22 protein-coding genes and 1 other annotated feature are annotated in these 23,604 nt (G+C 53.9%); of the genes, 16 read left to right on the top strand and 6 right to left on the bottom strand.

Features of this window, described 5'->3' with window-relative positions; translation table 11 throughout:
- Positions 1 to 12: 12 nt before the first annotated feature.
- Positions 13 to 1,236 carry a phosphopentomutase gene (deoB, locus tag GFC06_RS01090; protein ID WP_016151610.1) on the top strand — a complete coding sequence of 408 codons (1,224 nt, stop codon included), beginning with the start codon at positions 13 to 15 and terminating at the stop codon, positions 1,234 to 1,236.
- A gap of 198 nt (positions 1,237 to 1,434) precedes the next feature.
- On the top strand, positions 1,435 to 2,154 hold the full coding sequence (gene deoD / locus GFC06_RS01085) for a purine-nucleoside phosphorylase (RefSeq protein WP_000224864.1): 720 nt from the start codon (positions 1,435 to 1,437) through the stop codon (positions 2,152 to 2,154).
- A gap of 84 nt (positions 2,155 to 2,238) precedes the next feature.
- On the opposite strand, the gene lplA is transcribed toward deoD, so the two are convergent.
- Both lplA and GFC06_RS01075 read right to left on the bottom strand, forming a co-directional pair.
- Positions 2,239 to 3,255 (bottom strand): lipoate--protein ligase LplA, encoded by a 1,017-nt coding sequence (lplA, locus tag GFC06_RS01080; RefSeq protein ID WP_016151611.1) that lies wholly within the window; start codon positions 3,253 to 3,255, stop codon positions 2,239 to 2,241.
- 20 nt (positions 3,256 to 3,275) lie between these two features.
- Positions 3,276 to 3,917, bottom strand: a complete 642-nt coding sequence (locus GFC06_RS01075) for a YtjB family periplasmic protein (RefSeq protein ID WP_016155636.1) — start codon at positions 3,915 to 3,917, stop codon at positions 3,276 to 3,278.
- A 115-nt stretch (positions 3,918 to 4,032) separates the two neighbouring features.
- Between GFC06_RS01075 and serB the strand changes: the two genes are divergently transcribed.
- The 3 genes from serB (at position 4,033) to nadR (ending at position 7,762) form a co-directional block, all read left to right on the top strand.
- A complete protein-coding gene (gene serB / locus GFC06_RS01070; RefSeq protein ID WP_153689742.1) occupies positions 4,033 to 5,001 on the top strand; it encodes a phosphoserine phosphatase in 969 nt (322 codons plus the stop codon).
- A gap of 83 nt (positions 5,002 to 5,084) precedes the next feature.
- Positions 5,085 to 6,467 (top strand): DNA repair protein RadA, encoded by a 1,383-nt coding sequence (gene radA, locus GFC06_RS01065; RefSeq protein ID WP_049281599.1) that lies wholly within the window; start codon positions 5,085 to 5,087, stop codon positions 6,465 to 6,467.
- A 65-nt stretch (positions 6,468 to 6,532) separates the two neighbouring features.
- Complete coding sequence (gene nadR, locus GFC06_RS01060) at positions 6,533 to 7,762, top strand: multifunctional transcriptional regulator/nicotinamide-nucleotide adenylyltransferase/ribosylnicotinamide kinase NadR (protein ID WP_016151614.1); 1,230 nt, start codon at positions 6,533 to 6,535, stop codon at positions 7,760 to 7,762.
- Positions 7,763 to 7,861: 99 nt separating this feature from the next.
- Here the strand turns inward: nadR and ettA are convergent, their stop codons facing one another.
- Entirely contained in the window at positions 7,862 to 9,529 is a 1,668-nt protein-coding gene (ettA, locus tag GFC06_RS01055) for an energy-dependent translational throttle protein EttA (RefSeq protein ID WP_003019019.1), read from the bottom strand.
- 409 nt (positions 9,530 to 9,938) lie between these two features.
- Here ettA and sltY point away from each other — a divergent pair, with 409 nt between their 5' ends.
- Complete coding sequence (sltY, locus tag GFC06_RS01050; RefSeq protein WP_047358370.1) at positions 9,939 to 11,876, top strand: murein transglycosylase; 1,938 nt, start codon at positions 9,939 to 9,941, stop codon at positions 11,874 to 11,876.
- An 89-nt stretch (positions 11,877 to 11,965) separates the two neighbouring features.
- Complete coding sequence (trpR, locus tag GFC06_RS01045) at positions 11,966 to 12,292, top strand: trp operon repressor (RefSeq protein WP_153689741.1); 327 nt, start codon at positions 11,966 to 11,968, stop codon at positions 12,290 to 12,292.
- 75 nt (positions 12,293 to 12,367) lie between these two features.
- On the opposite strand, the gene yjjX is transcribed toward trpR, so the two are convergent.
- Positions 12,368 to 12,883, bottom strand: coding sequence for an inosine/xanthosine triphosphatase (yjjX, locus tag GFC06_RS01040; RefSeq protein ID WP_016151618.1), 516 nt, complete (start codon positions 12,881 to 12,883; stop codon positions 12,368 to 12,370).
- 52 nt (positions 12,884 to 12,935) lie between these two features.
- Between yjjX and gpmB the strand changes: the two genes are divergently transcribed.
- A complete protein-coding gene (gene gpmB, locus GFC06_RS01035) occupies positions 12,936 to 13,583 on the top strand; it encodes a 2,3-diphosphoglycerate-dependent phosphoglycerate mutase GpmB (protein WP_016151619.1) in 648 nt (215 codons plus the stop codon).
- Here gpmB and robA read toward each other — a convergent pair.
- Entirely contained in the window at positions 13,580 to 14,449 is an 870-nt protein-coding gene (gene robA / locus GFC06_RS01030; protein ID WP_016151620.1) for an MDR efflux pump AcrAB transcriptional activator RobA, read from the bottom strand. The genes gpmB and robA overlap by 4 nt on opposite strands.
- Positions 14,450 to 14,660: 211 nt before the next feature.
- Here robA and creA point away from each other — a divergent pair, with 211 nt between their 5' ends.
- The 4 genes from creA to creD are packed head-to-tail and all read left to right on the top strand — an operon-like array spanning position 14,661 to position 18,685.
- Positions 14,661 to 15,134, top strand: coding sequence for a protein CreA (gene creA / locus GFC06_RS01025; protein ID WP_016151621.1), 474 nt, complete (start codon positions 14,661 to 14,663; stop codon positions 15,132 to 15,134).
- 12 nt (positions 15,135 to 15,146) lie between these two features.
- Positions 15,147 to 15,836 (top strand): two-component system response regulator CreB, encoded by a 690-nt coding sequence (creB, locus tag GFC06_RS01020; protein WP_049281597.1) that lies wholly within the window; start codon positions 15,147 to 15,149, stop codon positions 15,834 to 15,836.
- Positions 15,836 to 17,260 (top strand): two-component system sensor histidine kinase CreC, encoded by a 1,425-nt coding sequence (creC, locus tag GFC06_RS01015; protein ID WP_153689740.1) that lies wholly within the window; start codon positions 15,836 to 15,838, stop codon positions 17,258 to 17,260. The genes creB and creC overlap by 1 nt, the downstream gene beginning before the upstream one ends.
- A 57-nt stretch (positions 17,261 to 17,317) precedes the next feature.
- Positions 17,318 to 18,685 (top strand): cell envelope integrity protein CreD, encoded by a 1,368-nt coding sequence (creD, locus tag GFC06_RS01010; protein WP_075847922.1) that lies wholly within the window; start codon positions 17,318 to 17,320, stop codon positions 18,683 to 18,685.
- A 61-nt stretch (positions 18,686 to 18,746) separates the two neighbouring features.
- Here the strand turns inward: creD and arcA are convergent, their stop codons facing one another.
- Entirely contained in the window at positions 18,747 to 19,463 is a 717-nt protein-coding gene (arcA, locus tag GFC06_RS01005; protein WP_001194359.1) for a two-component system response regulator ArcA, read from the bottom strand.
- Positions 19,464 to 19,558: 95 nt separating this feature from the next.
- Here arcA and yjjY point away from each other — a divergent pair, with 95 nt between their 5' ends.
- From yjjY to thrA, 4 genes are all read left to right on the top strand, one after another.
- Positions 19,559 to 19,699 carry a YjjY family protein gene (gene yjjY, locus GFC06_RS01000; RefSeq protein ID WP_042998021.1) on the top strand — a complete coding sequence of 47 codons (141 nt, stop codon included), beginning with the start codon at positions 19,559 to 19,561 and terminating at the stop codon, positions 19,697 to 19,699.
- Between the two features lie 399 nt (positions 19,700 to 20,098).
- Entirely contained in the window at positions 20,099 to 20,785 is a 687-nt protein-coding gene (locus GFC06_RS00995; protein ID WP_016151625.1) for a tRNA/rRNA methyltransferase, read from the top strand.
- A 206-nt stretch (positions 20,786 to 20,991) separates the two neighbouring features.
- Positions 20,992 to 21,118: a sequence feature (Thr leader region), on the top strand.
- Positions 20,997 to 21,062 carry a thr operon leader peptide gene (gene thrL, locus GFC06_RS00990; protein ID WP_032337689.1) on the top strand — a complete coding sequence of 22 codons (66 nt, stop codon included), beginning with the start codon at positions 20,997 to 20,999 and terminating at the stop codon, positions 21,060 to 21,062. Its footprint overlaps the feature before it by 66 nt.
- 23 nt (positions 21,119 to 21,141) lie before the next feature.
- A complete protein-coding gene (thrA, locus tag GFC06_RS00985; RefSeq protein WP_047414492.1) occupies positions 21,142 to 23,604 on the top strand; it encodes a bifunctional aspartate kinase/homoserine dehydrogenase I in 2,463 nt (820 codons plus the stop codon).

Below are 23,604 nucleotides of genomic sequence, written 5' to 3'. Positions count from 1 at the left end.
TTGGAGAACAAGATGAAACGTGCATTTATTATGGTGCTGGACTCCTTTGGTATTGGTGCGACTGAAGATGCGGATCGCTTTGGCGACGTAGGCTCAGACACTATGGGACACATTGCAGAAGCCTGTGCGAAAGGCGAAGCTGACAAGGGTCGCAAAGGTCCACTGAATCTGCCTAACCTGACCCGTCTGGGCCTGGTGAAAGCTCACGAAGGTTCTACCGGTAAAATTGCTGCTGGTATGGACGGTAACGCGGAAGTGATTGGTGCCTACGCCTGGGCGCATGAACTCTCTTCCGGGAAAGACACGCCGTCTGGCCACTGGGAAATCGCGGGTGTTCCGGTTCTGTTTGACTGGGGTTATTTCTCCGATCATGACAACAGCTTCCCGCAGGAACTGCTGGATAAACTGGTCAAACGTGCCAACCTGCCGGGCTACCTCGGCAACTGCCACTCTTCCGGTACCGTGATCCTGGATCAACTGGGTGAAGAGCATATGAAAACCGGCAAGCCGATTTTCTATACTTCCGCAGACTCCGTGTTCCAGATTGCCTGTCACGAAGAGACTTTTGGCCTGGATAAACTCTACGAACTGTGTGAAATCGCTCGTGAAGAACTGACCGAAGGTGGTTACAACATCGGTCGTGTTATCGCGCGTCCGTTTATCGGTGATAAAGCGGGTAATTTCCAGCGTACCGGTAACCGTCACGATCTGGCCGTTGAGCCGCCAGCACCGACCGTGCTGCAGAAACTGGTCGACGAGAAAGACGGTCACGTGGTTTCCGTCGGTAAAATCGCGGATATCTACGCTAACTGCGGCATCACCAAAAAAGTGAAAGCTACCGGCCTGGACGCGCTGTTCGACGCCACCATCAAAGAGATGAAAGAAGCGGGTGATAAGACCATTGTCTTCACTAACTTCGTTGATTTCGACTCTTCCTGGGGACATCGTCGCGATATCGCTGGTTACGCTGCAGGTCTGGAACTGTTCGACCGCCGTTTACCTGAACTGATGGAACTGGTGGGTGAAGATGACATTCTGATCCTGACTGCTGACCACGGCTGTGACCCGAGCTGGACCGGCACTGACCACACCCGTGAGCACATTCCGGTGCTGGTTTACGGCCCGAAAGTGAAACCAGGTTCTTTAGGTCACCGTGAAACTTTCGCGGATATTGGCCAGACGCTGGCGAGCTACTTTGGTACATCGCCGATGGACTACGGTAAAAACATGCTGTGATACCCGTTGTCTTTCGCGCTGTAGATGCGTTGACTTCATTCGCTCACCCCGGTCACATAGGTAATCTATGCTCCCGGGGTTCCGAATTCGTCGCCTTCCTACAACGCGAAATCCTTAGGGTATTTGAATTCGTTTTGTCGGTTGGGTAAGGCATTGCTACCCCCTCGACAAAAACAATAAATCAAAAGGGAACTGAAGATGGCAACTCCACATATTAATGCAGAAATGGGTGATTTCGCTGACGTCGTATTGATGCCGGGCGACCCGCTGCGCGCAAAGCATATTGCTGAAACTTTCCTCGAAGATGTTCGTGAAGTGAACAACGTTCGCGGCATGTTAGGTTTCACCGGTACTTACAAAGGCCGTAAGATCTCCGTTATGGGTCACGGGATGGGTATCCCGTCCTGCTCTATCTACACCAAAGAGCTGATCACCGATTTTGGCGTGAAGAAAATCATTCGCGTAGGCTCCTGCGGCGCTGTGCGTATGGACGTTAAACTGCGTGACGTGGTTATCGGTATGGGCGCCTGCACCGACTCCAAAGTAAACCGTATCCGTTTTAAAGATCATGACTTCGCAGCTATCGCTGACTTCGACATGGTGCGTAACGCAGTTGATGCGGCAAAAGCGCTGGGCGTAGACGCGCGCGTGGGCAACCTGTTCTCCGCTGACCTGTTCTACTCTCCGGACGGCGAAATGTTCGACGTAATGGAAAAATACGGCGTGCTGGGCGTGGAAATGGAAGCGGCGGGTATCTATGGCGTTGCGGCTGAGTTTGGTGCGAAAGCGCTGACCATCTGCACCGTGTCCGACCATATCCGTACTCACGAGCAGACCACTGCCGCTGAACGTCAGACGACCTTCAACGACATGATCAAAATCGCACTGGAATCCGTTCTGCTGGGCGATAAAGAGTAAGTGTTGTGATGCCCGGTAGCGCTGCGCTTACCGGGCTACAATCGATGTATGCCGGACCGCCATCCGGCATTTTCAGGCCAGCGTTTAGCTCACTGCACTGGCAATCCACGCTGACAGCTCGCGTAACTCTTTCTCCTGCTGTGGGAAATCAACCAGCAGCGCTTCGCACTCCTGTTGCAGCATATCCGCACGGTACAAACACCCCTGCAGACGACCCGCCAGCGCTTCTAACGGCGCGGGATTGAGGCTGTCGGTAAAGACCTGCGTACGGGTGATATGACCTTTTTCCACGTCGAAATGCAGCTCAACGCCGCCCCAGGTGAAACGCTCGTCCAGAAGGTGCGAGAACGCAGGCGCCTGACCAAAATTCCACTCCCAACTGCTCTGACGGGCAAAGGTTTCGGCAAAGTTCGGCAGATCCGGGGTTTTGTCCGGCGAGATAATTTCCGCTTCGACACGTTCGCCATAGTGGGCAAAAAAGGCTTCCGTGATGGCCTGACAGACCTGTTGATGGGTGATGCCCGGCAACAGCTCCGTTAGATTCGCTACGCGTGAGCGAACCGAGGTGATGCCTTTGGCGGCGAGTTTCTTTTTATCCGGATTGAGATAGTTTGCCAGGCGGCTGAGATCGGCGTTCAACAACAGCGTGCCGTGGTGGAATCCGCGGTCTTTCGTTTCCCGATAAGCAGAGCCGGAAACTTTGCGATCGCCGTCTGGCGTTTTCACGACCAGATCGTTACGCCCGGAGGCGTCGGCGTCTACGCCCAGCGCGTTCAGGGCATGGAGGACAATAGCGGTAGAGATGGTTTTGTCGTACTCCGGTTTACCGGCCATAAAGGTAAAGCAGGTATTGCCTAAGTCATGGAACACCGCGCCGCCGCCGCTGCTGCGACGGGCGAGCCGCACGTTGTCTTCTTCCATACGGCGGGTATTACACTCTTTCCACGGGTTTTGCGCCCGGCCAATCACCACCGTATCGGCGTTACGCCACAAGAACAGGACGCGCTGCGTGGCGGGCATCTGGCGAAAAATGCACTCTTCGACCGCGAGGTTAAACCACGGATCGTAAGAGTCTGAGATAAGCAGGCGTAGTGTCGTCATGGTCGATGTCCTTTCTGTTATTACTCTTTCTTCTCGTTGTCTTCTTCCTGTACCGGTTTGTTGGCGGTCAGCAGGAAAGGGGATTGCTGCCAGCGGGTGCGCTTGCCTTGCAATAAGGTACGGGTGAGCACCACGCCAATTGCCAGTGACAGAAGCAGCATTAGGCGTAAGATGTTGGTGGTGTTATCCACCTGCTTGGCTTCGGTGGCGAGCGTGTGGGTATCCAGCGTCAGGCGTAGATAGCCCAGCGGACCATTTCTTCCCTGAATGGGCTCGACAATCTGCTGGTTAAAATAGCCCCCGGCTTTTTTGCCGTCCAACGCCAGTCGGTCTCGAACGTTGACGCTCTCACCGGTGCGTGTAATCAGGTCTCCCTTTTCATCGTAGACGCCCGCATCCAGAATACGGCTACTTTCCGTGAGCTGCGAGAGTACCGCTTTAATGCGCTTTTCATCCGGCGTTTCGGTACGCATCAGCGGGGCGACGTTCAAGGAGACCTGGCGAGCCAGCGTGCGCGCCAGCTCTTCGAGCTGCGGATTACGCTGCTGTTGGTGGCTTTGACTAAACCAGGACGCGCCCTGCATCAGGGCAACGAGCAGCGCAAGGCAGGACAATACAATCACTGCACGATGAAGTCGGAATTTCAGTTTTGTGCGAGCCATATTCCACCTGCTGAAAATTTGAGACTTAATGTTGCCAGAAGCGCTGGTTACAGGGTAGCCTCATGCGTTATTTTCCCCTGATGATTCCGACCCGAACGATTTTACAGGAGCTTTAATGCCTAACATTACCTGGTGCGATCTACCTGAAGATGTTTCTCTGTGGCCAGGTCTGCCTCTCTCTTTAAGCGGTGATGAAGTCATGCCGCTGGATTACCACGCGGGCCGCAGTGGCTGGCTGCTGTACGGTCGTGGGCTGGATAAACAACGGTTAACGCAATACCAGAGCAAACTGGGTGCGGCGATGGTGATCGTGGCGGCGTGGTGCGTTGAGGATTATCAGGTGATTCGTCTGGCGGGCTCGTTAACGCCGCGTGCGGCAAAACTGGCGCATGATGCCAAACTGGATGTTGCGCCACTGGGTAAAATTCCGCATTTGCGCACGCCGGGTTTGCTGGTGATGGACATGGATTCAACGGCTATCCAGATCGAGTGTATTGATGAAATTGCCAAACTGGCTGGAACCGGCGAAATGGTTGCCGAAGTCACCGAACGCGCGATGCGCGGCGAGCTGGACTTTACCGCCAGCTTGCGCAGCCGCGTGGCGACGTTGAAGGGCGCTGATGCCAATATTTTGCACCAGGTGCGCGAAACGCTACCACTGATGCCTGGCCTGACTCAGCTGGTGTTAAAACTGGAAACGCTCGGCTGGAAAGTGGCAATTGCCTCCGGCGGTTTTACCTTCTTTGCCGATTATCTGCGTAACAAACTACGTCTGACGGCGGCTGTGGCAAACGAGCTGGAGATCATGGACGGTAAATTCACCGGCAACGTGATCGGCGATATCGTCGATGCCCAGTACAAAGCCAACACCCTGACCCGCCTGGCGCAGGAGTATGAGATCCCGATAGCGCAGACGGTGGCGATCGGCGATGGCGCCAACGATCTGCCGATGATCAAAACGGCTGGACTGGGTATAGCGTATCATGCCAAACCCAAAGTGAATGAAAAGACGGAGATTACGATCCGTCACGCTGACCTGATGGGCGTGTTCTGCATTCTCTCTGGCAGCATGAACCAGAAATGATTTAATTGCCTGATGGCAAAGTGACCGTAGGCCGGATAAGCGCCCACGCTGTCCGGTAAACGCGCTAACGAAAGAGGTAAAACGTGGCCAAAGCTCCAAAACGCGCCTTTGTTTGTAACGAATGCGGGGCCGATTACCCGCGCTGGCAAGGGCAATGCAGCGCCTGTCAGGCCTGGAACACCATTACCGAGGTACGCCTTGCAGCGTCACCAACGGTGGCGCGTAACGAGCGGCTCAGCGGCTATGCCGGGAATGCGGGCATCGCAAAAGTGCAGAAGCTGTCTGATATCAGCCTTGAAGAGTTGCCGCGTTTTTCCACCGGATTTAAAGAGTTTGACCGCGTGCTGGGCGGCGGTGTGGTGCCCGGCAGCGCCATCCTGATTGGCGGTAACCCCGGCGCAGGGAAATCAACGCTGCTGCTGCAAACGCTGTGCAAGCTCGCTGAGCAGATGAAAACCCTGTACGTCACCGGCGAAGAGTCTTTGCAACAGGTGGCGATGCGCGCGCATCGACTCGGTCTGCCGACGGCGAATCTGAACATGCTGTCGGAAACCAGTATCGAACAAATTTGCCTGATTGCCGAAGAAGAACAGCCGAGGCTGATGGTTATCGACTCCATTCAGGTGATGCACATGGCGGACATTCAGTCTTCGCCGGGCAGCGTGGCACAGGTACGTGAAACCGCGGCTTACCTGACCCGCTTTGCCAAAACGCGCGGCGTGGCGATTATCATGGTCGGCCACGTCACCAAAGACGGCTCGCTGGCCGGTCCAAAGGTGCTGGAGCACTGTATTGACTGCTCGGTGCTGCTCGACGGCGACGCCGATTCTCGTTTTCGTACTCTGCGTAGCCATAAAAACCGCTTTGGCGCGGTGAATGAGTTGGGCGTCTTTGCCATGACCGAACAGGGGTTGCGCGAAGTTAGCAACCCTTCCGCTATCTTCTTAAGCCGTGGCGATGAAGTCACCTCCGGCAGTTCAGTGATGGTGGTCTGGGAAGGCACACGCCCGTTGCTGGTGGAGATTCAGGCGCTGGTCGACCATTCGATGATGGCGAATCCGCGTCGTGTGGCGGTCGGCCTGGAGCAGAACCGTCTGGCGATTCTGCTGGCCGTGCTGCATCGTCACGGCGGCTTGCAGATGGCGGATCAGGACGTGTTCGTCAACGTGGTCGGTGGCGTGAAGGTTACCGAAACCAGCGCCGATCTGGCACTGCTACTGGCAATGGTTTCCAGCCTGCGCGACCGACCGCTGCCGCAGGACTTAGTGGTCTTTGGCGAAGTGGGACTGGCGGGCGAAATCCGTCCGGTACCCAGCGGCCAGGAGCGTATTTCCGAAGCGGCGAAGCACGGCTTTCGTCGGGCGATTGTTCCTGCCGCCAACGTGCCGAAAAAAGTGCCGGAAGGGATGCAGGTCTTTGGCGTTAAGAAGCTTACGGATGCTTTAAGCGTGTTTGACGACCTATAATAAAATACCCGCCGTCTTTCCGGCGGTATTGGGTATTACGTTTATTTTTACAGCAGGAGGCTCTTGTGTCATTTGATTATCTGAAAACTGCCATTAAGCAAAAGGGCTGTACCCTGCAACAGGTGGCAGATGCCAGTGGCATGACCAAGGGATATTTAAGTCAACTGCTGAATGCCAAAATTAAAAGCCCCAGCGCGCAAAAGCTGGAGGCGTTGCACCGGTTTCTCGGGCTGGAGTTTCCGCGCCAGCAGAAGAATATCGGTGTGGTATTCGGTAAGTTTTATCCGCTGCATACCGGCCATATCTATCTTATCCAGCGCGCGTGTAGTCAGGTCGATGAACTGCATATCATCATGGGGTATGACGACACGCGCGATCGCAGCCTGTTTGAAGACAGCGCTATGTCGCAACAGCCCACGGTACCCGATCGTCTACGCTGGCTGCTGCAAACCTTTAAATATCAGAAAAATATCCGTATTCATGCCTTCAACGAAGAGGGTATGGAGCCGTATCCACACGGTTGGGATGTGTGGAGCAACGGGATCAAAACGTTTATGCAGGAGAAAGGGATCCAGCCTAACTGGATTTACACCTCTGAAGAGTCAGATGCCCCGCAGTATCTGGAACATCTGGGGATCGAAACCGTGCTGGTAGATCCCAAACGGACGTTTATGAACATCAGCGGCGGGCAAATCCGTGAGAACCCGTTTCGCTACTGGGAGTATATTCCTACAGAAGTGAAGCCGTTTTTCGTGCGCACTGTGGCGATCCTCGGCGGAGAGTCGAGCGGAAAATCGACGCTGGTGAACAAGCTCGCCAATATCTTTAACACTACCAGTGCGTGGGAATATGGGCGTGATTACGTCTTCTCCCATTTGGGCGGTGATGAGATGGCGTTGCAGTATTCCGACTACGATAAAATCGCCCTGGGACAAGCCCAATACATTGATTTTGCTGTCAAGTATGCCAATAAAGTGGCGTTTATCGACACCGATTTCGTTACCACTCAGGCCTTCTGCAAAAAGTATGAAGGGCGTGAACACCCGTTTGTGCAGGCCCTGATTGACGAGTATCGCTTTGACCTGGTGATCCTGCTGGAGAACAATACTCCATGGGTGGCGGATGGCTTACGCAGTCTCGGCAGTTCGGTTGACAGAAAAGCATTTCAGTCGCTGCTGGTCGAGATGCTGCAGGAAAACAATATCAATTTTGTGCACGTTCAGGAGCCCGACTATGACGGTCGATTTCTGCGCTGCGTGGAGTTGGTGAAAGAGTTGATGGGCGAGCAGAGATAGCGTAAATGCCGGATGGCGTTGCGCTTATCCGGCCTACAAGTCGCACTAACCTCGTAGGCCGGATGAGGCGTAACGCCGCCATCCGGCGCTTAACGGTAATTACTTCGAAATACGCTTGTACTTAATACGCTTCGGCTCCAGCGCATCTGCGCCCAGCGTGCGTTTCTTGTACTCTTCGTATTCGGTAAAGTTACCTTCGAAGAACTCAACCTTACCTTCATCCTGGTAATCCAGAATGTGGGTCGCGATACGGTCGAGGAACCAACGGTCGTGCGAGATGACCATCGCGCAGCCCGGGAACTCCAGCAGGGCGTTTTCCAGCGCGCGCAGGGTTTCGATATCCAGGTCGTTGGTTGGTTCATCAAGCAGCAGCATGTTGCCGCCAACCTGCAGCAGCTTCGCCAGGTGCAGACGACCGCGCTCACCGCCGGAGAGTTCGCCTACGCGTTTACCCTGATCAACACCTTTAAAGTTGAAGCGGCCTACGTAGGCGCGGCTTGGCATCTCGGTGTTGCCGATCTTCATGATATCCAGCCCGCCGGAAACTTCTTCCCACACGGTTTTGCTGTTGTCCATGGCGTCACGGAACTGGTCAACGGAAGCCAGCTTGACGGTTTCACCCAGTGTGATGGTGCCGCTGTCTGGCTGTTCCTGACCGGACATCATACGGAACAGGGTAGATTTACCCGCGCCGTTCGGACCGATGATGCCGACGATGGCGCCTTTCGGTACGGAGAAGCTCAGGTCGTCAATCAGAACGCGATCGCCGTAGGATTTACGCAGATTGGTGACTTCAACGACTTTATCACCCAGACGTGCTCCAGGTGGGATAAACAGTTCGTTGGTTTCGTTACGCTTCTGGTATTCGGTGTTGTTCAGCTCTTCAAAGCGTGCCAGACGGGCTTTACCCTTAGACTGACGGCCTTTAGCGCCCTGACGCACCCACTCCAGCTCTTTCTCAATGGATTTACGGCGAGCCGCTTCCTGAGACGCTTCCTGCGCCAGACGCTGATCTTTCTGCTCCAGCCAGGAGGAGTAGTTGCCTTCCCATGGAATACCTTCGCCGCGGTCAAGCTCCAGAATCCAGCCCGCAACGTTGTCGAGGAAGTAACGGTCGTGGGTAATCGCCACCACGGTGCCTTCGAAGTCGTGCAGGAAGCGTTCCAGCCACGCAACGGATTCGGCATCCAGGTGGTTAGTCGGTTCGTCGAGCAGCAGCATGTCTGGTTTTTCCAGCAGCAGGCGGCACAGCGCGACGCGGCGGCGTTCACCACCGGAGAGGTTCTCAATTTTAGCGTCCCAGTCCGGCAGACGCAGGGCGTCAGCGGCACGCTCAAGCTGCACGTTCAGGTTATGACCGTCGTGCGCCTGAATGATCTCTTCAAACTTGCCCTGTTGCGCAGCGAGTTTATCGAAGTCGGCGTCCGGCTCGGCGTACTTTGCGTACACTTCATCCAGACCTTTCAGCGCGTTAACCACTTCGGCAACCGCTTCTTCCACGGATTCACGAACGGTATGTTCCGGGTTTAGTTTCGGTTCCTGCGGCAGGTAACCGATTTTAATGCCAGGCTGTGGGCGAGCTTCACCTTCGATATCGGTATCAATGCCGGCCATGATGCGCAGCAGGGTCGATTTACCCGCGCCGTTCAGACCAAGTACACCGATTTTGGCGCCAGGGAAGAAGCTCAGTGAGATGTTTTTAAGAATATGACGTTTCGGCGGAACGACTTTGCCGACACGATGCATGGTATAAACAAATTGGGCCACGTTGGACTCGCCTCTTTATTTATCCCGTCATACTTCAAGCCGCAGATGCGTTGGCTGTGAGTTACTCGGCTCATCCATGAGCCTCGCCCTTGCGGGCCGCTGCTCCGCAGCGTTCAAATCTGTTCCTGACAGATTTGTCGTTCCCCCCAGTCACGCACTTTTGTACGCTCAGGGGATTTACTCCCTCGCCGCCTTGCTGCAACTTGAATTATTTAGGGCTAATTATTGGTAAATAGTTATCAAAGGCGAAGTGTAGCCTTTTTCATTGCCCAATCCCAGCCAGCAGATCTCACTCGCAACAAAAGTAAAAAAGTGTCCGTGACGTGGCGCATTCTGCAATGTCTGGTTAGCATGAACTAATTAAGCGGCATGATGCTGCACAGACGTAACATGAGAAGAGGAAGAGCTTGTGGACAAAGCCAATCAATTTACCTGGCGCCTGCTGGCGGCCAGCGTATGTCTGCTGACGGTCAGTCAAGTGGCGCGAGCCGATTCCCTGGATGAGCAGCGCAGTCGCTATGCGCAAATTAAACAGGCCTGGGATAACCGACAGATGGATGTCGTAGAGCAGATGATGCCCGGCCTGAAGAATTATCCTCTGTATCCTTATCTGGAATATCGTCAGATTACTGACGATCTGATGAATCAGCCCACCATTACCGTTACCAATTTTGTGCGCGCCAACCCGACGCTGCCCCCCGCGCGTACTCTACAATCACGTTTCGTGAATGAACTGGCGCGACGGGAGGACTGGCGTGGACTGCTGGCGTTCAGCCCAGAAAAACCGGGTACCACGGAAGCGCAATGCAACTATTACTTTGCGAAATGGAGCACCGGGCAAACCGAAGAGGCCTGGCAGGGCGCGAAAGAACTGTGGTTGAGTGGGAAAAGCCAGCCGAACGCCTGTGACAAATTATTCGGCGTATGGCGCGCCTCTGGAACTCAGGATCCGCTGGCGTATCTGGAGCGTATTCGTCTGGCGATGAAAGCCGGGAATACCGGTCTGGTCACGGCGTTGGCTGGACAAATGCCCGCGCAATACCAAACTATCGCTTCGGCGATCATCGCGCTGGCCAACGATCCGAATTCGGTGATGACCTTTGCACGCACCACTGGCGCGACGGATTTCACCCGACAGATGGCGGCGGTGGCTTTTTCCAGCGTGGCGCGTCAGGACGCGGAAAACGCCCGCCTGATGATCCCGTCTCTGGCGCAGGCGCAACAGCTGAATGACGAGCAAACCCAGGAGCTGCGCGACATCGTCGCCTGGCGTCTGATGGGCAATGACGTTACCGATGAGCAGGCCAAATGGCGCGATGACGCCATTATGCGCTCGAATTCCACCTCGCTTGTGGAGCGCCGTGTGCGCATGGCGCTGGGAACCGGCGATCGTCGTGGTCTGAATACCTGGCTGGCGCGTCTGCCAATGGAAGCAAAAGAGAAAGATGAGTGGCGTTACTGGCAGGCGGATCTGCTGCTTGAGCGCGGGCGTGAGGCGGAAGCCAAAGAGATCCTGCACCAGCTCATGCAGCAGCGCGGTTTCTATCCGATGGTGGCGGCACAGCGTCTGGGTGAAGAGTACGAGCTGAAAGTGGATAAAGCCCCGGCAAACGTTGACTCTGCGCTGACTCAGGGACCGGAAATGGCACGTGTGCGCGAGCTAATGTACTGGAACCTGGACAATACCGCGCGCAGTGAATGGGCGAATCTGGTCACCAGTCGCACCAAGTCTGAGCAGGCTCAGCTGGCGCGTTACGCGTTCAACAATCACTGGTGGGATCTGAGCGTACAAGCGACGATCGCCGGTAAGCTGTGGGATCATCTGGAAGAGCGTTTCCCACTGGCCTACAAGGATCTGTTTACACGCTACACCAGCGGCAAGGATATTCCGCCAAGCTATGCGATGGCGATAGCGCGTCAGGAAAGCGCCTGGAACCCGAAAGTAAAATCGCCGGTTGGTGCCAGCGGGCTGATGCAGATTATGCCGGGCACGGCGACGCATACGGTGAAAATGTTCTCGATTCCAGGTTACAGCAGCCCGAGCCAACTACTGGATCCTGATACCAACATCAACATTGGTACCAGCTATTTACAGTATGTCTATCAGCAATTCGGTAATAACCGCATTTTCGCGTCGGCGGCCTATAACGCCGGACCGGGGCGCGTTCGCACCTGGCTTGGTAATAGCGCGGGTCGTATCGATGCTGTCGCGTTTGTCGAAAGCATTCCATTCTCTGAGACGCGTGGCTACGTGAAGAACGTGCTGGCTTACGATGCGTACTATCGCTATTTCCTTGGTGATAAACCGGAGTTGATGAGCGACGCAGAATGGCAACGTCGTTACTGATCGTGTCGGTTGTGTTATGCTATCGTACTCGTTAAAGAGTACAAAAGGGGGAGGCAAGCACGCTTCCCCCGCAACGATGGCGATAACTTATGACTCAGCAATCACCCTATTCGGCAGAGATGGCAGAACAGCGTCACCAGGAGTGGTTACGTTTTGTCGAGCTGCTTAAACACGCCTATGAACAAGACTTACACCTGCCCCTGCTCAATTTGATGTTAACGCCGGATGAGCGCGAAGCGCTGGGCACGCGCGTGCGTATCATTGAAGAGTTGCTGCGCGGCGAGATGAGTCAGCGCGAGCTTAAAAACGAGCTCGGGGCGGGGATCGCCACCATTACACGGGGGTCGAACAGCCTCAAATCTGCACCGGTGGATCTGCGTCACTGGCTGGAGCAGGTGCTGCTAAAAAATGCCTGATGGCGCTTCGCTTTCAGGCCTAATTATGTGGAGCGGTTGTGGCCGGATAAGGCGAAGCCGCCATCCGGCACAACGCTATAAATACACTGCGTTATGAAACGGGCTGAGCGCCAGAATCACCGCCTGGTGGTAGACGCTTGAGCGCGTCAGCTTGCCCGCGGTAAAGACGCCGATAGCGCCCTCTTTACGGCCAATCTCATCAATACCCGTGTAGTCCGACATCACCGGACCGAGCGCTTCGCCCTGACGGACTCTGTCGAGAATGACAGCAGGCAATGGCAGCGTGGCTGAACGGGCTTCGCCGCGCTGGACGCCATTATCAATCACCACCCAACTGAAGGTCGCATCGTCGTCAATTCCCGCTTCAATAGCGACCCAGAAATCAGCCTGCGGGTGCAGACGGCGCGCATTATCAACGCGATTTCGTGCGCCAGTGCGCGTTTCCTGGTTTCCGAAAGGTTGTTCCGGCACGCCACTCTCGACGGCGACGGGTTCAATATGGCAGGATCCTTCCCCGAAAATCTCTTCAAATGCCCGCAGAATTGCCTGAATTTTGGCAGGATTGGTGGTCGCAGAGATAACCTTGTGCATAATTAAGCTCAGTTTGAAAATTCATCGCATCGCAGTATAACGGAAAAAAAGCATGTTACAGGTATACCTTGTTCGCCATGGCGAAACGCAGTGGAACGCCGAGCGACGTATTCAAGGCCAGTCAGACAGCCCACTGACCGCTAAAGGTGAACAGCAAGCCATGCAGGTGGGCGAACGCGCCCGCACGTTTGGTATTACGCATGTCATCAGTAGCGATTTAGGTCGTACACGACGCACCGCAGAAATCATCGCCCAGGCCTGTGGCTGTGATATCACCTATGACTCACGTTTGCGCGAGCTGAATATGGGCGTGCTGGAGCAACGTCATATCGATACGCTGACGTCGGAAGAAGAGGGCTGGCGTCGCCAGTTGGTGAACGGTACGGTGGAGGGGCGTATTCCTGAAGGGGAATCGATGCAGGAACTGAGCGATCGCGTCCACGCGGCGCTGGCATCCTGTCTGGAGTTGCCGCCGGGGAGTCGTCCGCTGCTGGTCAGTCACGGTATTGCACTGGGTTGCCTGGTGAGTACGATTCTGGGATTACCGGCATGGGCTGAACGTCGCCTGCGTCTGCGCAACTGTTCTATTTCTCGCGTCGATTACCAGGAAAGTTTGTGGCTGGCGCCGGGATGGGTAGTTGAAACGGCAGGGGACATCTCACATCTGGACGCCCCTGCGCTAGACGAACTGCAGCGCTAGCGGCGAATCGGAATCAGGAATTCGCAGCGCAGGTTGATCGGGCGATCTCCCGCTTTGGCATCTTCTGCCGGGTAGTATCGCTCGATATCCTGCCCTTTACGGCGCGTCAGGTTCAGCATTGGCATGCATGTGCCGTAAACCGTCAGGATAAACTCCTGTACGCCGGTCCCCAGCCCTTCATAGGTAAACATGACATACTCGCCGCCCTGTAGCAGGATAGGCTGTGCCGACGGCACATAACCATTGGCCTGTTCCGGCGTCAGTGCTGTGGTGTAAAACACTTCCTGCTCGTCATCTTTTTCGAGGCTCGGACGCGTTTCGTTCAGCCCGTACAGCACCGGTGGGATCGCAGGAGCCTGGCTAAGGAAGTCGCGCCAGAACTGAATTCGCATTTCATGACGGAAATCTGAAATCTGCTCCAGCGAGCAGGAATAGCTTTGCGTGGTGCCAAGCAGTTGCGTATCTTCCAGCGTGACAAACTCGTGCGCAGGCATGGCAAATTCACCCAGTCGCATAGGCGGGCGAATACCAAACGCGCTCCATTCCGGCGAACGGCGATACAGCGCAGGCGTCTGGGAAAATTGTTTCTTGAACGCGCGGGTAAAGGTTTGTTGAGAGTCAAAGCGATATTGCAGCGCAATATCCAGAATTGGGCGTGCAGTCAGGCGCAGCGCCACTGCGGATTTCGATAAACGACGGGCGCGGATATAGGCGCCAATAGCATGGCCCGTCACGTCCTTAAACATTCTCTGCAGGTGCCACTTGGAATAGCCTGCTTTTGCCGCCACATTGTCAAGCGACAAAGGCTGATCCAGATGACCTTCCAGCCAGATTAATAGGTCGCGAATAATGCCAGCCTGATCCATAAAATATCCTCATCCTTTCAACAACGAGTACCTGACGTCAGGTATGAGGATAATAGCATTTTTTGCTGTTTTAGCATTCAGTGTTTTTTTTGCTCATAAATGCTTTTTTCGATCATTCGAAAGCGTGATTATTGTAATCCTGTGATCTGTATACGTTTTATCTTAGAATGTCGAATAATTACACAGAGTAACTTTTAAAAATGGTAACAATATGAAATATAAGAGCTTAATCATTTCCTCAATTCTGCTGATGTTAGCGCAGGTCGCCCATGCGGAGCAGATTGGATCTGTCGATACAGTGTTCAAAATGTTTGGGCCGGATCATAAAATTGTGGTCGAAGCGTTTGACGATCCTGATGTTACCAACGTGACCTGCTACGTGAGCCGGGCGAAGACCGGCGGCATCAAAGGTGGGCTGGGGCTGGCGGAAGATACCTCCGATGCCGCCATTTCCTGTCAGCAGGTGGGGCCGGTAGAACTGAGCGACAGAATCAAGAACGGCAAAGCGCAGGGCGAAGTGGTATTTAAAAAACGTACCTCGCTGGTGTTTAAATCCTTACAGGTCGTGCGTTTTTACGACGCGAAACGTAATGCACTGGCCTATCTGGCCTATTCAGATAAAGTGGTCGATGGATCGCCCAAAAATGCCATCAGCGCGGTGCCCATCATGCCGTGGCGGGAATAACAAGGAAGCAAAATGCAACAACCGTTGATCTGGTTGGTTGAGGATGAGCAGGGCATTGCCGATACGCTCATCTACATGCTGCAGCAGGAAGGTTTTAGCGTGGAAGCGTTTGAGCGCGGATTACCTGCGCTGGAGAAATCTCGCCAGCGTTGTCCTGATGCGATCATTCTGGATGTCGGACTACCGGATATCAGCGGTTTTGAACTGTGTCGACGCCTGCTGGAGCGGCATCCAGCGTTGCCGATCCTGTTTCTGACCGCGCGTAGCGATGAGGTGGATCGCCTGCTGGGGCTGGAAATTGGCGCGGATGACTATGTTGCCAAGCCTTTCTCACCGCGCGAGGTGTGCGCCCGTGTGCGTACGCTGCTGCGGCGGGTGCAGAAATTCTCTGCTCCTTCATCGACGACGCGCTGCGGCGATTTTGAACTTAATGAGCTGGCCGCGCAGATTACCTGGTTCGGCAGGCCGTTAAACCTGACGCGCTATGAATTTCTGTTGCTGAAAACGCTGCTGTTGTCGCCGGGGCGCATTTACTCACGCCAGCAGTTGATGGATTTAGTCTGGGCCGATGCACAGGACACCTTTGACAGAACGGTCGATACCCACATTAAAACGCTGCGCGCCAAGCTGCGGGCTATCAACCCTGAGCTTTCCCCCATCAATACGCATCGCGGTATGGGATATAGCCTGAGGAGCGTCTGATGCGCATTGGCATGCGTTTGTTGCTCGGCTATTTTCTGATTGTTGCCGTCGCCGCCTGGTTCGTTTTGTCGATCTTTGTACAGGAAATTAAACCAGGCGTCCGCCGGGCAACCGAAGGCACTTTGATTGATACCGCCACGCTGCTGGCTGCGCTGGCGCGCGATGACTTGCTCTCTGACTCTCCCGCCAACGGCAAGCTGGCGCAGGCATTTTCGCAACTGCATAACCGCCCATTCAGCGCCAATATCAGCGGCATTAACAAAGTCCGTAATGAATACCATGTCTACATGACGGACGCGCAGGGTAAAGTGTTGTTTGATTCCGCAAACCAGGCTGTCGGTCAGGACTATTCTCGCTGGAACGACGTGTGGTTAACCCTGCGTGGGCAATATGGCGCCCGCAGCACGCCGCAAAACCCGAACGATCCGGAAAGTTCAGTGATGTACGTGGCCGCGCCGATCGTAGACGGCGGACGTATTATCGGAGTGCTTAGCGTCGGTAAACCGAACGCGGCGATGGCGCCGGTGATTAAACGCAGTGAACGGCGGATGCTGTGGGCCAGCGCCGTATTGCTGGGCATTGCCTTAGTGATTGGCATCGGGATGGTATGGTGGATAAACCGCTCCATCGCCCGGCTGGCGCGCTATGCCGACTCCGTTACCGAGAATCGTCCTGTCCCACTGCCTGATTTAGGCAGCAGCGAGCTACGTAAACTGGCGCAGGCGCTGGAAAGTATGCGACTGAAGCTGGAGGGCAAAAACTACATTGAGCAGTATGTTTATGCGTTAACGCATGAACTGAAAAGTCCGCTGGCGGCCATTCGCGGCGCGGCTGAGATTTTGCGCGAAGGTCCGCCGCCGAACGTGGTTGCGCGCTTTACTGATAATATTCTGACGCAAAATACGCGTATGCAGGCGCTGGTCGAAACCCTGTTACGCCAGGCGCGACTGGAGAATCGACAGGACATTACGTTGACGGCAGTGGCGGTAGATGCGCTGTTTGCTCAGCTCAAAGAGGCGCGTAGCGTGCAACTGGCGGCAAAAAACATCACGCTTACCATTATGCCTTCATCGCTTAGCGTCGCCGCCGATCCTGCGTTACTGGAGCAGGCAGTGGGGAATTTGCTCGACAACGCTATCGACTTCACGCCACAGGACGGGACGATTACGCTGAGCGCGCATCAGCAGGATGAACTGGTCACGTTGCAGATAATCGACAGCGGCAGCGGGATCCCCGACTTCGCGTTGCCGCGTATTTTTGAGCGTTTCTATTCGCTGCCCCGTGAAAATGGGCATAAGAGCAGCGGTTTAGGGCTGGCGTTTGTCAGTGAGGTTGCGCGACTGCACGAGGGGACGGTGACATTGTGCAACCGACCACAAGGCGGCGCACAGGCCTCGTTTACGCTTCACGCTCACTTCACATAACTTCAAATTCTCCGCACATAGCTGTTCTACCTTGCTGATATTGCAAAGGAGAACGCTATGTTTAAATCACCCCTGTTTTGGAAAATAGTCACCTTAGGTGGCGCAATACTGCTGCTGTTAATCCCGCTGACGATGGTCAGGCAGATCATCGTGGAGCGATCGGATTACCGCGATGAAGTCGAAGATGCTATCCGACAGAGCACCAGCGGGCCGCAAAAGATGGTAGGACCGCTGATAGCCATTCCGGTAACGGAACTTTACACCTCACTGGAGGATGGCAAAGAAATCCAGCGTAAGCGTAGCTATATCCATTTCTGGCTGCCGGAATCGTTGGTAGTTGAGGGGAATCAGAACGTTGAAGCGCGTAAAATCGGTATTTATGAGGGCCAGGTCTGGCACAATGATGTTTCGGTGAAGGCTGAGTTTAACGCCGAACGGTTGAGTGATTTAAATCATCCAAATATCAGCATCGGCAAACCGTTTATTGTGGTTGGCGTGGGGGACGCGCGTGGGATTGGCGTGGTAAAAGCGCCGCAGGTCAATGGAACGTCGCTGGCCGTTGAGCCTGGGACGGGGCTGGATGGACGTGCGCAGGGGATCCACATTCCGCTACCCGATGCGAGCTGGGCTGAGCAAAATCTGAGCATGGCGTTGTCGCTTAATTTGAGCGGAACCGGCGATTTCTCCGTCGTTCCGGTTGGACGTAACAGTGAAATGACCTTAACCAGCAACTGGCCACATCCCAACTTTCTTGGGGACTTTCTCCCGGCTAAGCGCGAAATTAGCGAATCAGGATTCAAGGCTCAGTGGCAAAGCAGCTGGTTTGCGAACAACCTCGGCGAGCGCTTTAACGACGAAAAGATTGGTTGGCTGGGCATGCCAGCGTTTAGCGTCGCCGTCGCCACGCCAGCAGATCAGTATCAGTTAACGGACAGGGCGACAAAGTATGCCATCCTGCTGATTGTGCTGACCTTTATGTCTTTCTTCGTCCTTGAAAGTATGACCAATCTGCGCCTGCACCCGATGCAGTATCTGCTGGTGGGGCTATCGCTGGTAATGTTTTATCTGCTGCTGCTGGCACTGTCGGAACACATTGGTTTTACGGCGGCGTGGATTACGGCAAGTCTGGTGGGGGCGTTGATGAACGGTGTGTATCTGCAGGCGATATTGCAGGGCTGGCGGAACAGTATTTTGTTCACCGTGGCGCTGCTGGGGTTGGATGGTGTGATGTGGGTGCTGCTACGTTCACAGGATAGCTCTTTACTGCTGGGAACCGGCGTGCTGTTGTTCGCGCTGTGTGGGGTCATGTTCCTGACGCGTCATCTTGACTGGCACTCGCTGGCACAGCCAAAAACAAAGCCAAAATCTACAGAACTTCCAGAGCTTCAGCCTGCGCAGAGCGACGAATTTCGCTTGTGGAAATAGGGCAGTAGGGGAAATGAAAAACGGCGCATAAAGCGCCGTTTTTATACCAGTGAGGATTGAATTAATCCTGCAGGTCGCCGCAGAAACGGTAGCCTTCACCGTGAATGGTGGCGATGATTTCTGGCGTATCCGGCGTTGATTCGAAATGCTTACGAATGCGGCGGATCGTCACGTCAACGGTACGGTCATGCGGCTTCAGTTCGCGACCGGTCATTTTTTTCAACAGTTCTGCGCGAGACTGGATTTTGCCCGGATTCTCACAGAAGTGAAGCATGGCGCGGAATTCGCTGCGTGGCAGTTTATACTGCTCACCGTCAGGACCAATCAGAGAGCGGCTGTTGATGTCCAGCTCCCAGCCATTGAACTTGTAGCTTTCAACGCTACGGCGTTCTTCGCTGACAGTACCCAGGTTCATGGTACGGGACAGCAGGTTACGAGCACGGATAGTCAGTTCGCGCGGGTTAAACGGCTTGGTGATGTAATCGTCTGCGCCGATTTCGAGGCCGAGAATTTTATCGACTTCGTTATCACGGCCCGTCAGGAACATCAGCGCAACGTTAGCTTGTTCGCGAAGTTCGCGCGCTAACAGCAGGCCATTTTTCCCAGGCAGATTGATATCCATAATCACAAGGTTGATATCATATTCAGAGAGAATCTGATGCATTTCCGCGCCATCTGTCGCTTCGAATACATCATAGCCTTCTGCTTCGAAAATGCTTTTCAACGTGTTGCGTGTTACTAACTCGTCTTCAACGATAAGAATGTGCGGGGTCTGCATGTTTGCTACCTAAATTGCCAACTAAATCGAAACAGGAAGTACAAAAGTCCCTGACCTGCCTGATGCATGCCGTAAATTAACATGATCGGCGTAACATGACTAAAGTACGTAATTGCGTTCTTGATGCACTTTCCATCAACGTCAACAACATCATTAGCTTGGTCGTGGGTAGTTTCCCTCTGGACCCGACAGTGTCAAAAACGGCTGTCATCCTAACCATTTTAACAGCAACATAACAGGCTAAGACATGCCGGACACCCAATAAAACTACGCTTCGTTGACATATATCAAGTTCAATTGTAGCACGTTAACAGTTTGATGAAATCAACGTATCCAAATGTTTGCTTTCATCACAAAATTGCAATATTACAACTAGTTGCACGAGCAAATTAATAAATGTAATGAATCCAACCGGTGCGATCCATTTTAAATTAAATTATCATGGATAAACAGAGGGATATGCAACTTTTGTTAACATAAAAAGCAATAGTACACCCGGGAAATAGTTTAGCATTTTTTAATGGATGCGAAATGCTTTTTCAGTGATTTCTGTTAAAAATATGTAAATTCGCACTGCGTAATATGTTGAAGCACGTCACATTTTTCCTTGCAGACTGGCCAAAAAGAGTATCGAAATGCGTTTAACAATTATTCTGGTTGCCCCCGCCAGAGCGGAAAATATTGGTGCGGCTGCCCGCGCTATGAAGACTATGGGGTTCACCCAATTACGCATCGTTGACAGCGAAGCCCACCTGGAACCCGCCACGCGATGGGTCGCGCATGGTTCTGGCGATATTATTGATAATATTAGTGTTTTTTCAACGTTGGCGGAGGCGCTGTACGACGTAGATTTTACCGTCGCGACCACTGCGCGTAGTCGGGCGAAGTTCCATTACTACGCTACCCCGGTCGAACTGGTTCCTCTGCTGCAGGAAAAATCAACGTGGATGGATCACGCCGCGCTGGTTTTTGGTCGTGAAGATTCAGGGCTGACCAACGAAGAATTGGCCCTGGCGGATGTACTCACCGGTGTACCTATGGTGGCTGACTATCCTTCACTCAATTTGGGGCAGGCGGTGATGGTGTATTGCTATCAATTAGCAGGTTTAATACAACAACCCGTCAAAAACATTGAGGTGACGGATGAGCTTCAGCTACAGGCATTGCGCGCGCGCGTTTTGCGTTTATTAGCCACGCTGAACGTTTCTGACGACATCAAGTTGACGGACTGGCTGCAACAGCGAATGGGTCTGTTAGGGCAGCGAGATACAGCAATGTTGCACCGTTTTTTACATGATATAGAAAAAAGCATCACGAAATAAAGTATCGAACTGTTTTTATTGTGTGGTGTTTTATTCTGGATTCAAGTAGGGGTGACATACTGTATTGGTCGAAACTAAAAGGGCAAGCAGTCGCTCGTGAACAAGTTTCGGAATGTGACCAATTTAAAAATTTATTGACTTAGATCAGCAGATACTTTAACCCTAAAAGAATACAGGACAGATAATAAATAATTACAGAGCACACAACATCATGAAACGCATCAGCATCACCATTACCACAACCATCACCATTACCACAGGTAACGGTGCGGGCTGACGCGTACAGGAAACACAAGAAAAAGCCCGCACCTAAACAGTGCGGGCTTTTTTTTCGACCAAAGGCAATGAGGTAAACCATGCGAGTGTTGAAGTTCGGCGGTACATCAGTGGCAAATGCAGAGCGCTTTCTGCGGGTTGCCGATATTCTGGAAAGCAATGCCAGACAGGGGCAGGTCGCGACCGTTCTTTCTGCCCCCGCAAAAATTACCAACCATCTGGTGGCGATGATTGAGAAGACCATCGGTGGTCAGGATGCTTTAGCCAATATCAGCGACGCCGAACGCATTTTCTCTGAGCTGTTGGTGGGTCTTGCCGCCGCGCAACCGGGTTTCCCGCAGGCTCCGCTCAAAGCCTTTGTTGAACAAGAGTTTGCACAGATTAAGCACGTCCTGCACGGTATCAGCCTGCTGGGTCAGTGCCCGGACAGCATCAATGCTGCGCTTATTTGCCGTGGTGAAAAAATGTCGATCGCCATCATGGCTGGCCTGCTGGAAGCGCGCGGGCACAACGTGACGGTCATCGACCCGGTAGAGAAATTGCTAGCGGTAGGCCATTACCTCGAATCTACCGTTGATATCGCCGAATCTACGCGCCGCATTGCCGCCAGCCGTATTCCTGCGGACCATATGATTCTGATGGCAGGATTTACCGCCGGGAATGAGAAAGGTGAGTTAGTGGTGCTGGGGCGTAATGGCTCTGACTACTCTGCCGCCGTACTGGCCGCCTGTTTGCGCGCCGATTGTTGTGAGATCTGGACCGATGTCGATGGCGTATATACCTGCGATCCGCGCCAGGTCCCCGACGCCCGACTGCTGAAGTCGATGTCTTATCAGGAGGCGATGGAGCTTTCTTACTTCGGCGCTAAAGTGCTGCACCCGCGCACTATTACCCCTATTGCCCAGTTCCAGATCCCGTGCCTGATTAAAAATACCGGCAATCCACAAGCGCCCGGCACGCTTATCGGTGCCAGCAGTGATGATGACGATTTGCCGGTAAAAGGGATTTCTAACCTCAATAACATGGCGATGTTTAGCGTCTCCGGCCCTGGGATGAAAGGCATGGTGGGGATGGCGGCGCGAGTTTTTGCCGTGATGTCGCGCGCGGGCATCTCGGTGGTGCTGATCACCCAATCCTCTTCTGAATACAGCATCAGCTTCTGCGTCCCGCAGGGCGACTGCGCGCGTGCGCAACGCGCCATGCAGGATGAATTCTATCTCGAACTGAAAGAAGGCTTGCTGGAGCCGCTGGCGGTGACTGAGCGTCTGGCGATCATCTCGGTCGTTGGCGATGGTATGCGCACGTTGCGTGGCATCTCGGCGAAATTTTTTGCCGCGCTGGCTCGCGCGAACATTAATATCGTGGCAATCGCCCAGGGCTCGTCTGAGCGTTCCATTTCGGTAGTGGTGAATAACGACGACGCGACCACTGGCGTGCGTGTGACCCATCAGATGCTGTTCAACACCGATCAGGTGATTGAAGTATTTGTCATTGGCGTTGGCGGCGTGGGCGGTGCGCTGCTGGAGCAGCTTAAACGTCAGCAAACCTGGCTTAAAAAGAAGCATATCGATCTGCGCGTGTGCGGCGTGGCGAACTCGAAGGCCCTGCTGACCAACGTCCATGGTCTGAATCTGGAAAACTGGCAGTCGGAGCTGGAAAGCGCGAAAGAGCCTTTCAACCTGGGGCGCTTAATTCGTCTGGTGAAAGAATATCATCTGCTCAATCCGGTGATTGTCGACTGTACGTCAAGTCAGGCGGTCGCGGATCAGTATGCGGATTTCCTGCGCGAAGGCTTCCATGTGGTCACGCCGAACAAAAAGGCCAACACATCGTCGATGGATTACTACCATCAGCTGCGTTTTGCTGCGGCGAAGTCTCGTCGTAAATTCCTGTACGACACCAACGTAGGCGCGGGCTTGCCGGTAATTGAGAACTTGCAAAATCTGCTCAGCGCGGGCGATGAACTGCAACGTTTCTCCGGTATTCTTTCTGGTTCGCTGTCGTTTATTTTCGGCAAGCTGGATGAAGGCATGAGCTTCTCCGAGGCCACCACCATGGCGCGTGAGCTGGGCTATACCGAACCCGATCCGCGTGACGATCTATCCGGTACGGACGTGGCGCGTAAGCTGTTGATCCTGGCCCGTGAAACCGGTCGTGAGCTGGAGCTTTCTGACATTGTCATTGAGCCGGTCCTGCCAAAAGAGTTTGATGATTCCGGTGATGTTTCCGCGTTTATGGCGAAATTGTCGCAGCTGGATGACGCCTTTGCCGCGCGTGTGGCGAAAGCCCGTGATGAGGGGAAAGTATTACGCTATGTTGGCAATATTGAAGAGGATGGCGTCTGTCGCGTGAAAATAGAGGCAGTAGACGGCAACGATCCGCTGTTCAAAGTGAAAAACGGTGAAAACGCGTTGGCGTTTTACAGCCACTATTATCAGCCGCTACCGTTGGTTCTGCGCGGATACGGCGCGGGTAACGACGTGACGGCGGCGGGCGTATTTGCTGACCTGCTACGCACCCTTTCATGGAAGTTAGGAGTCTGA

Origin of the sequence: Citrobacter braakii, from assembly GCF_009648935.1 — a bacterium.
GTDB lineage: Bacteria > Pseudomonadota > Gammaproteobacteria > Enterobacterales > Enterobacteriaceae > Citrobacter > Citrobacter braakii.
This window is presented reverse-complemented; position numbering and strand designations above follow the sequence as displayed.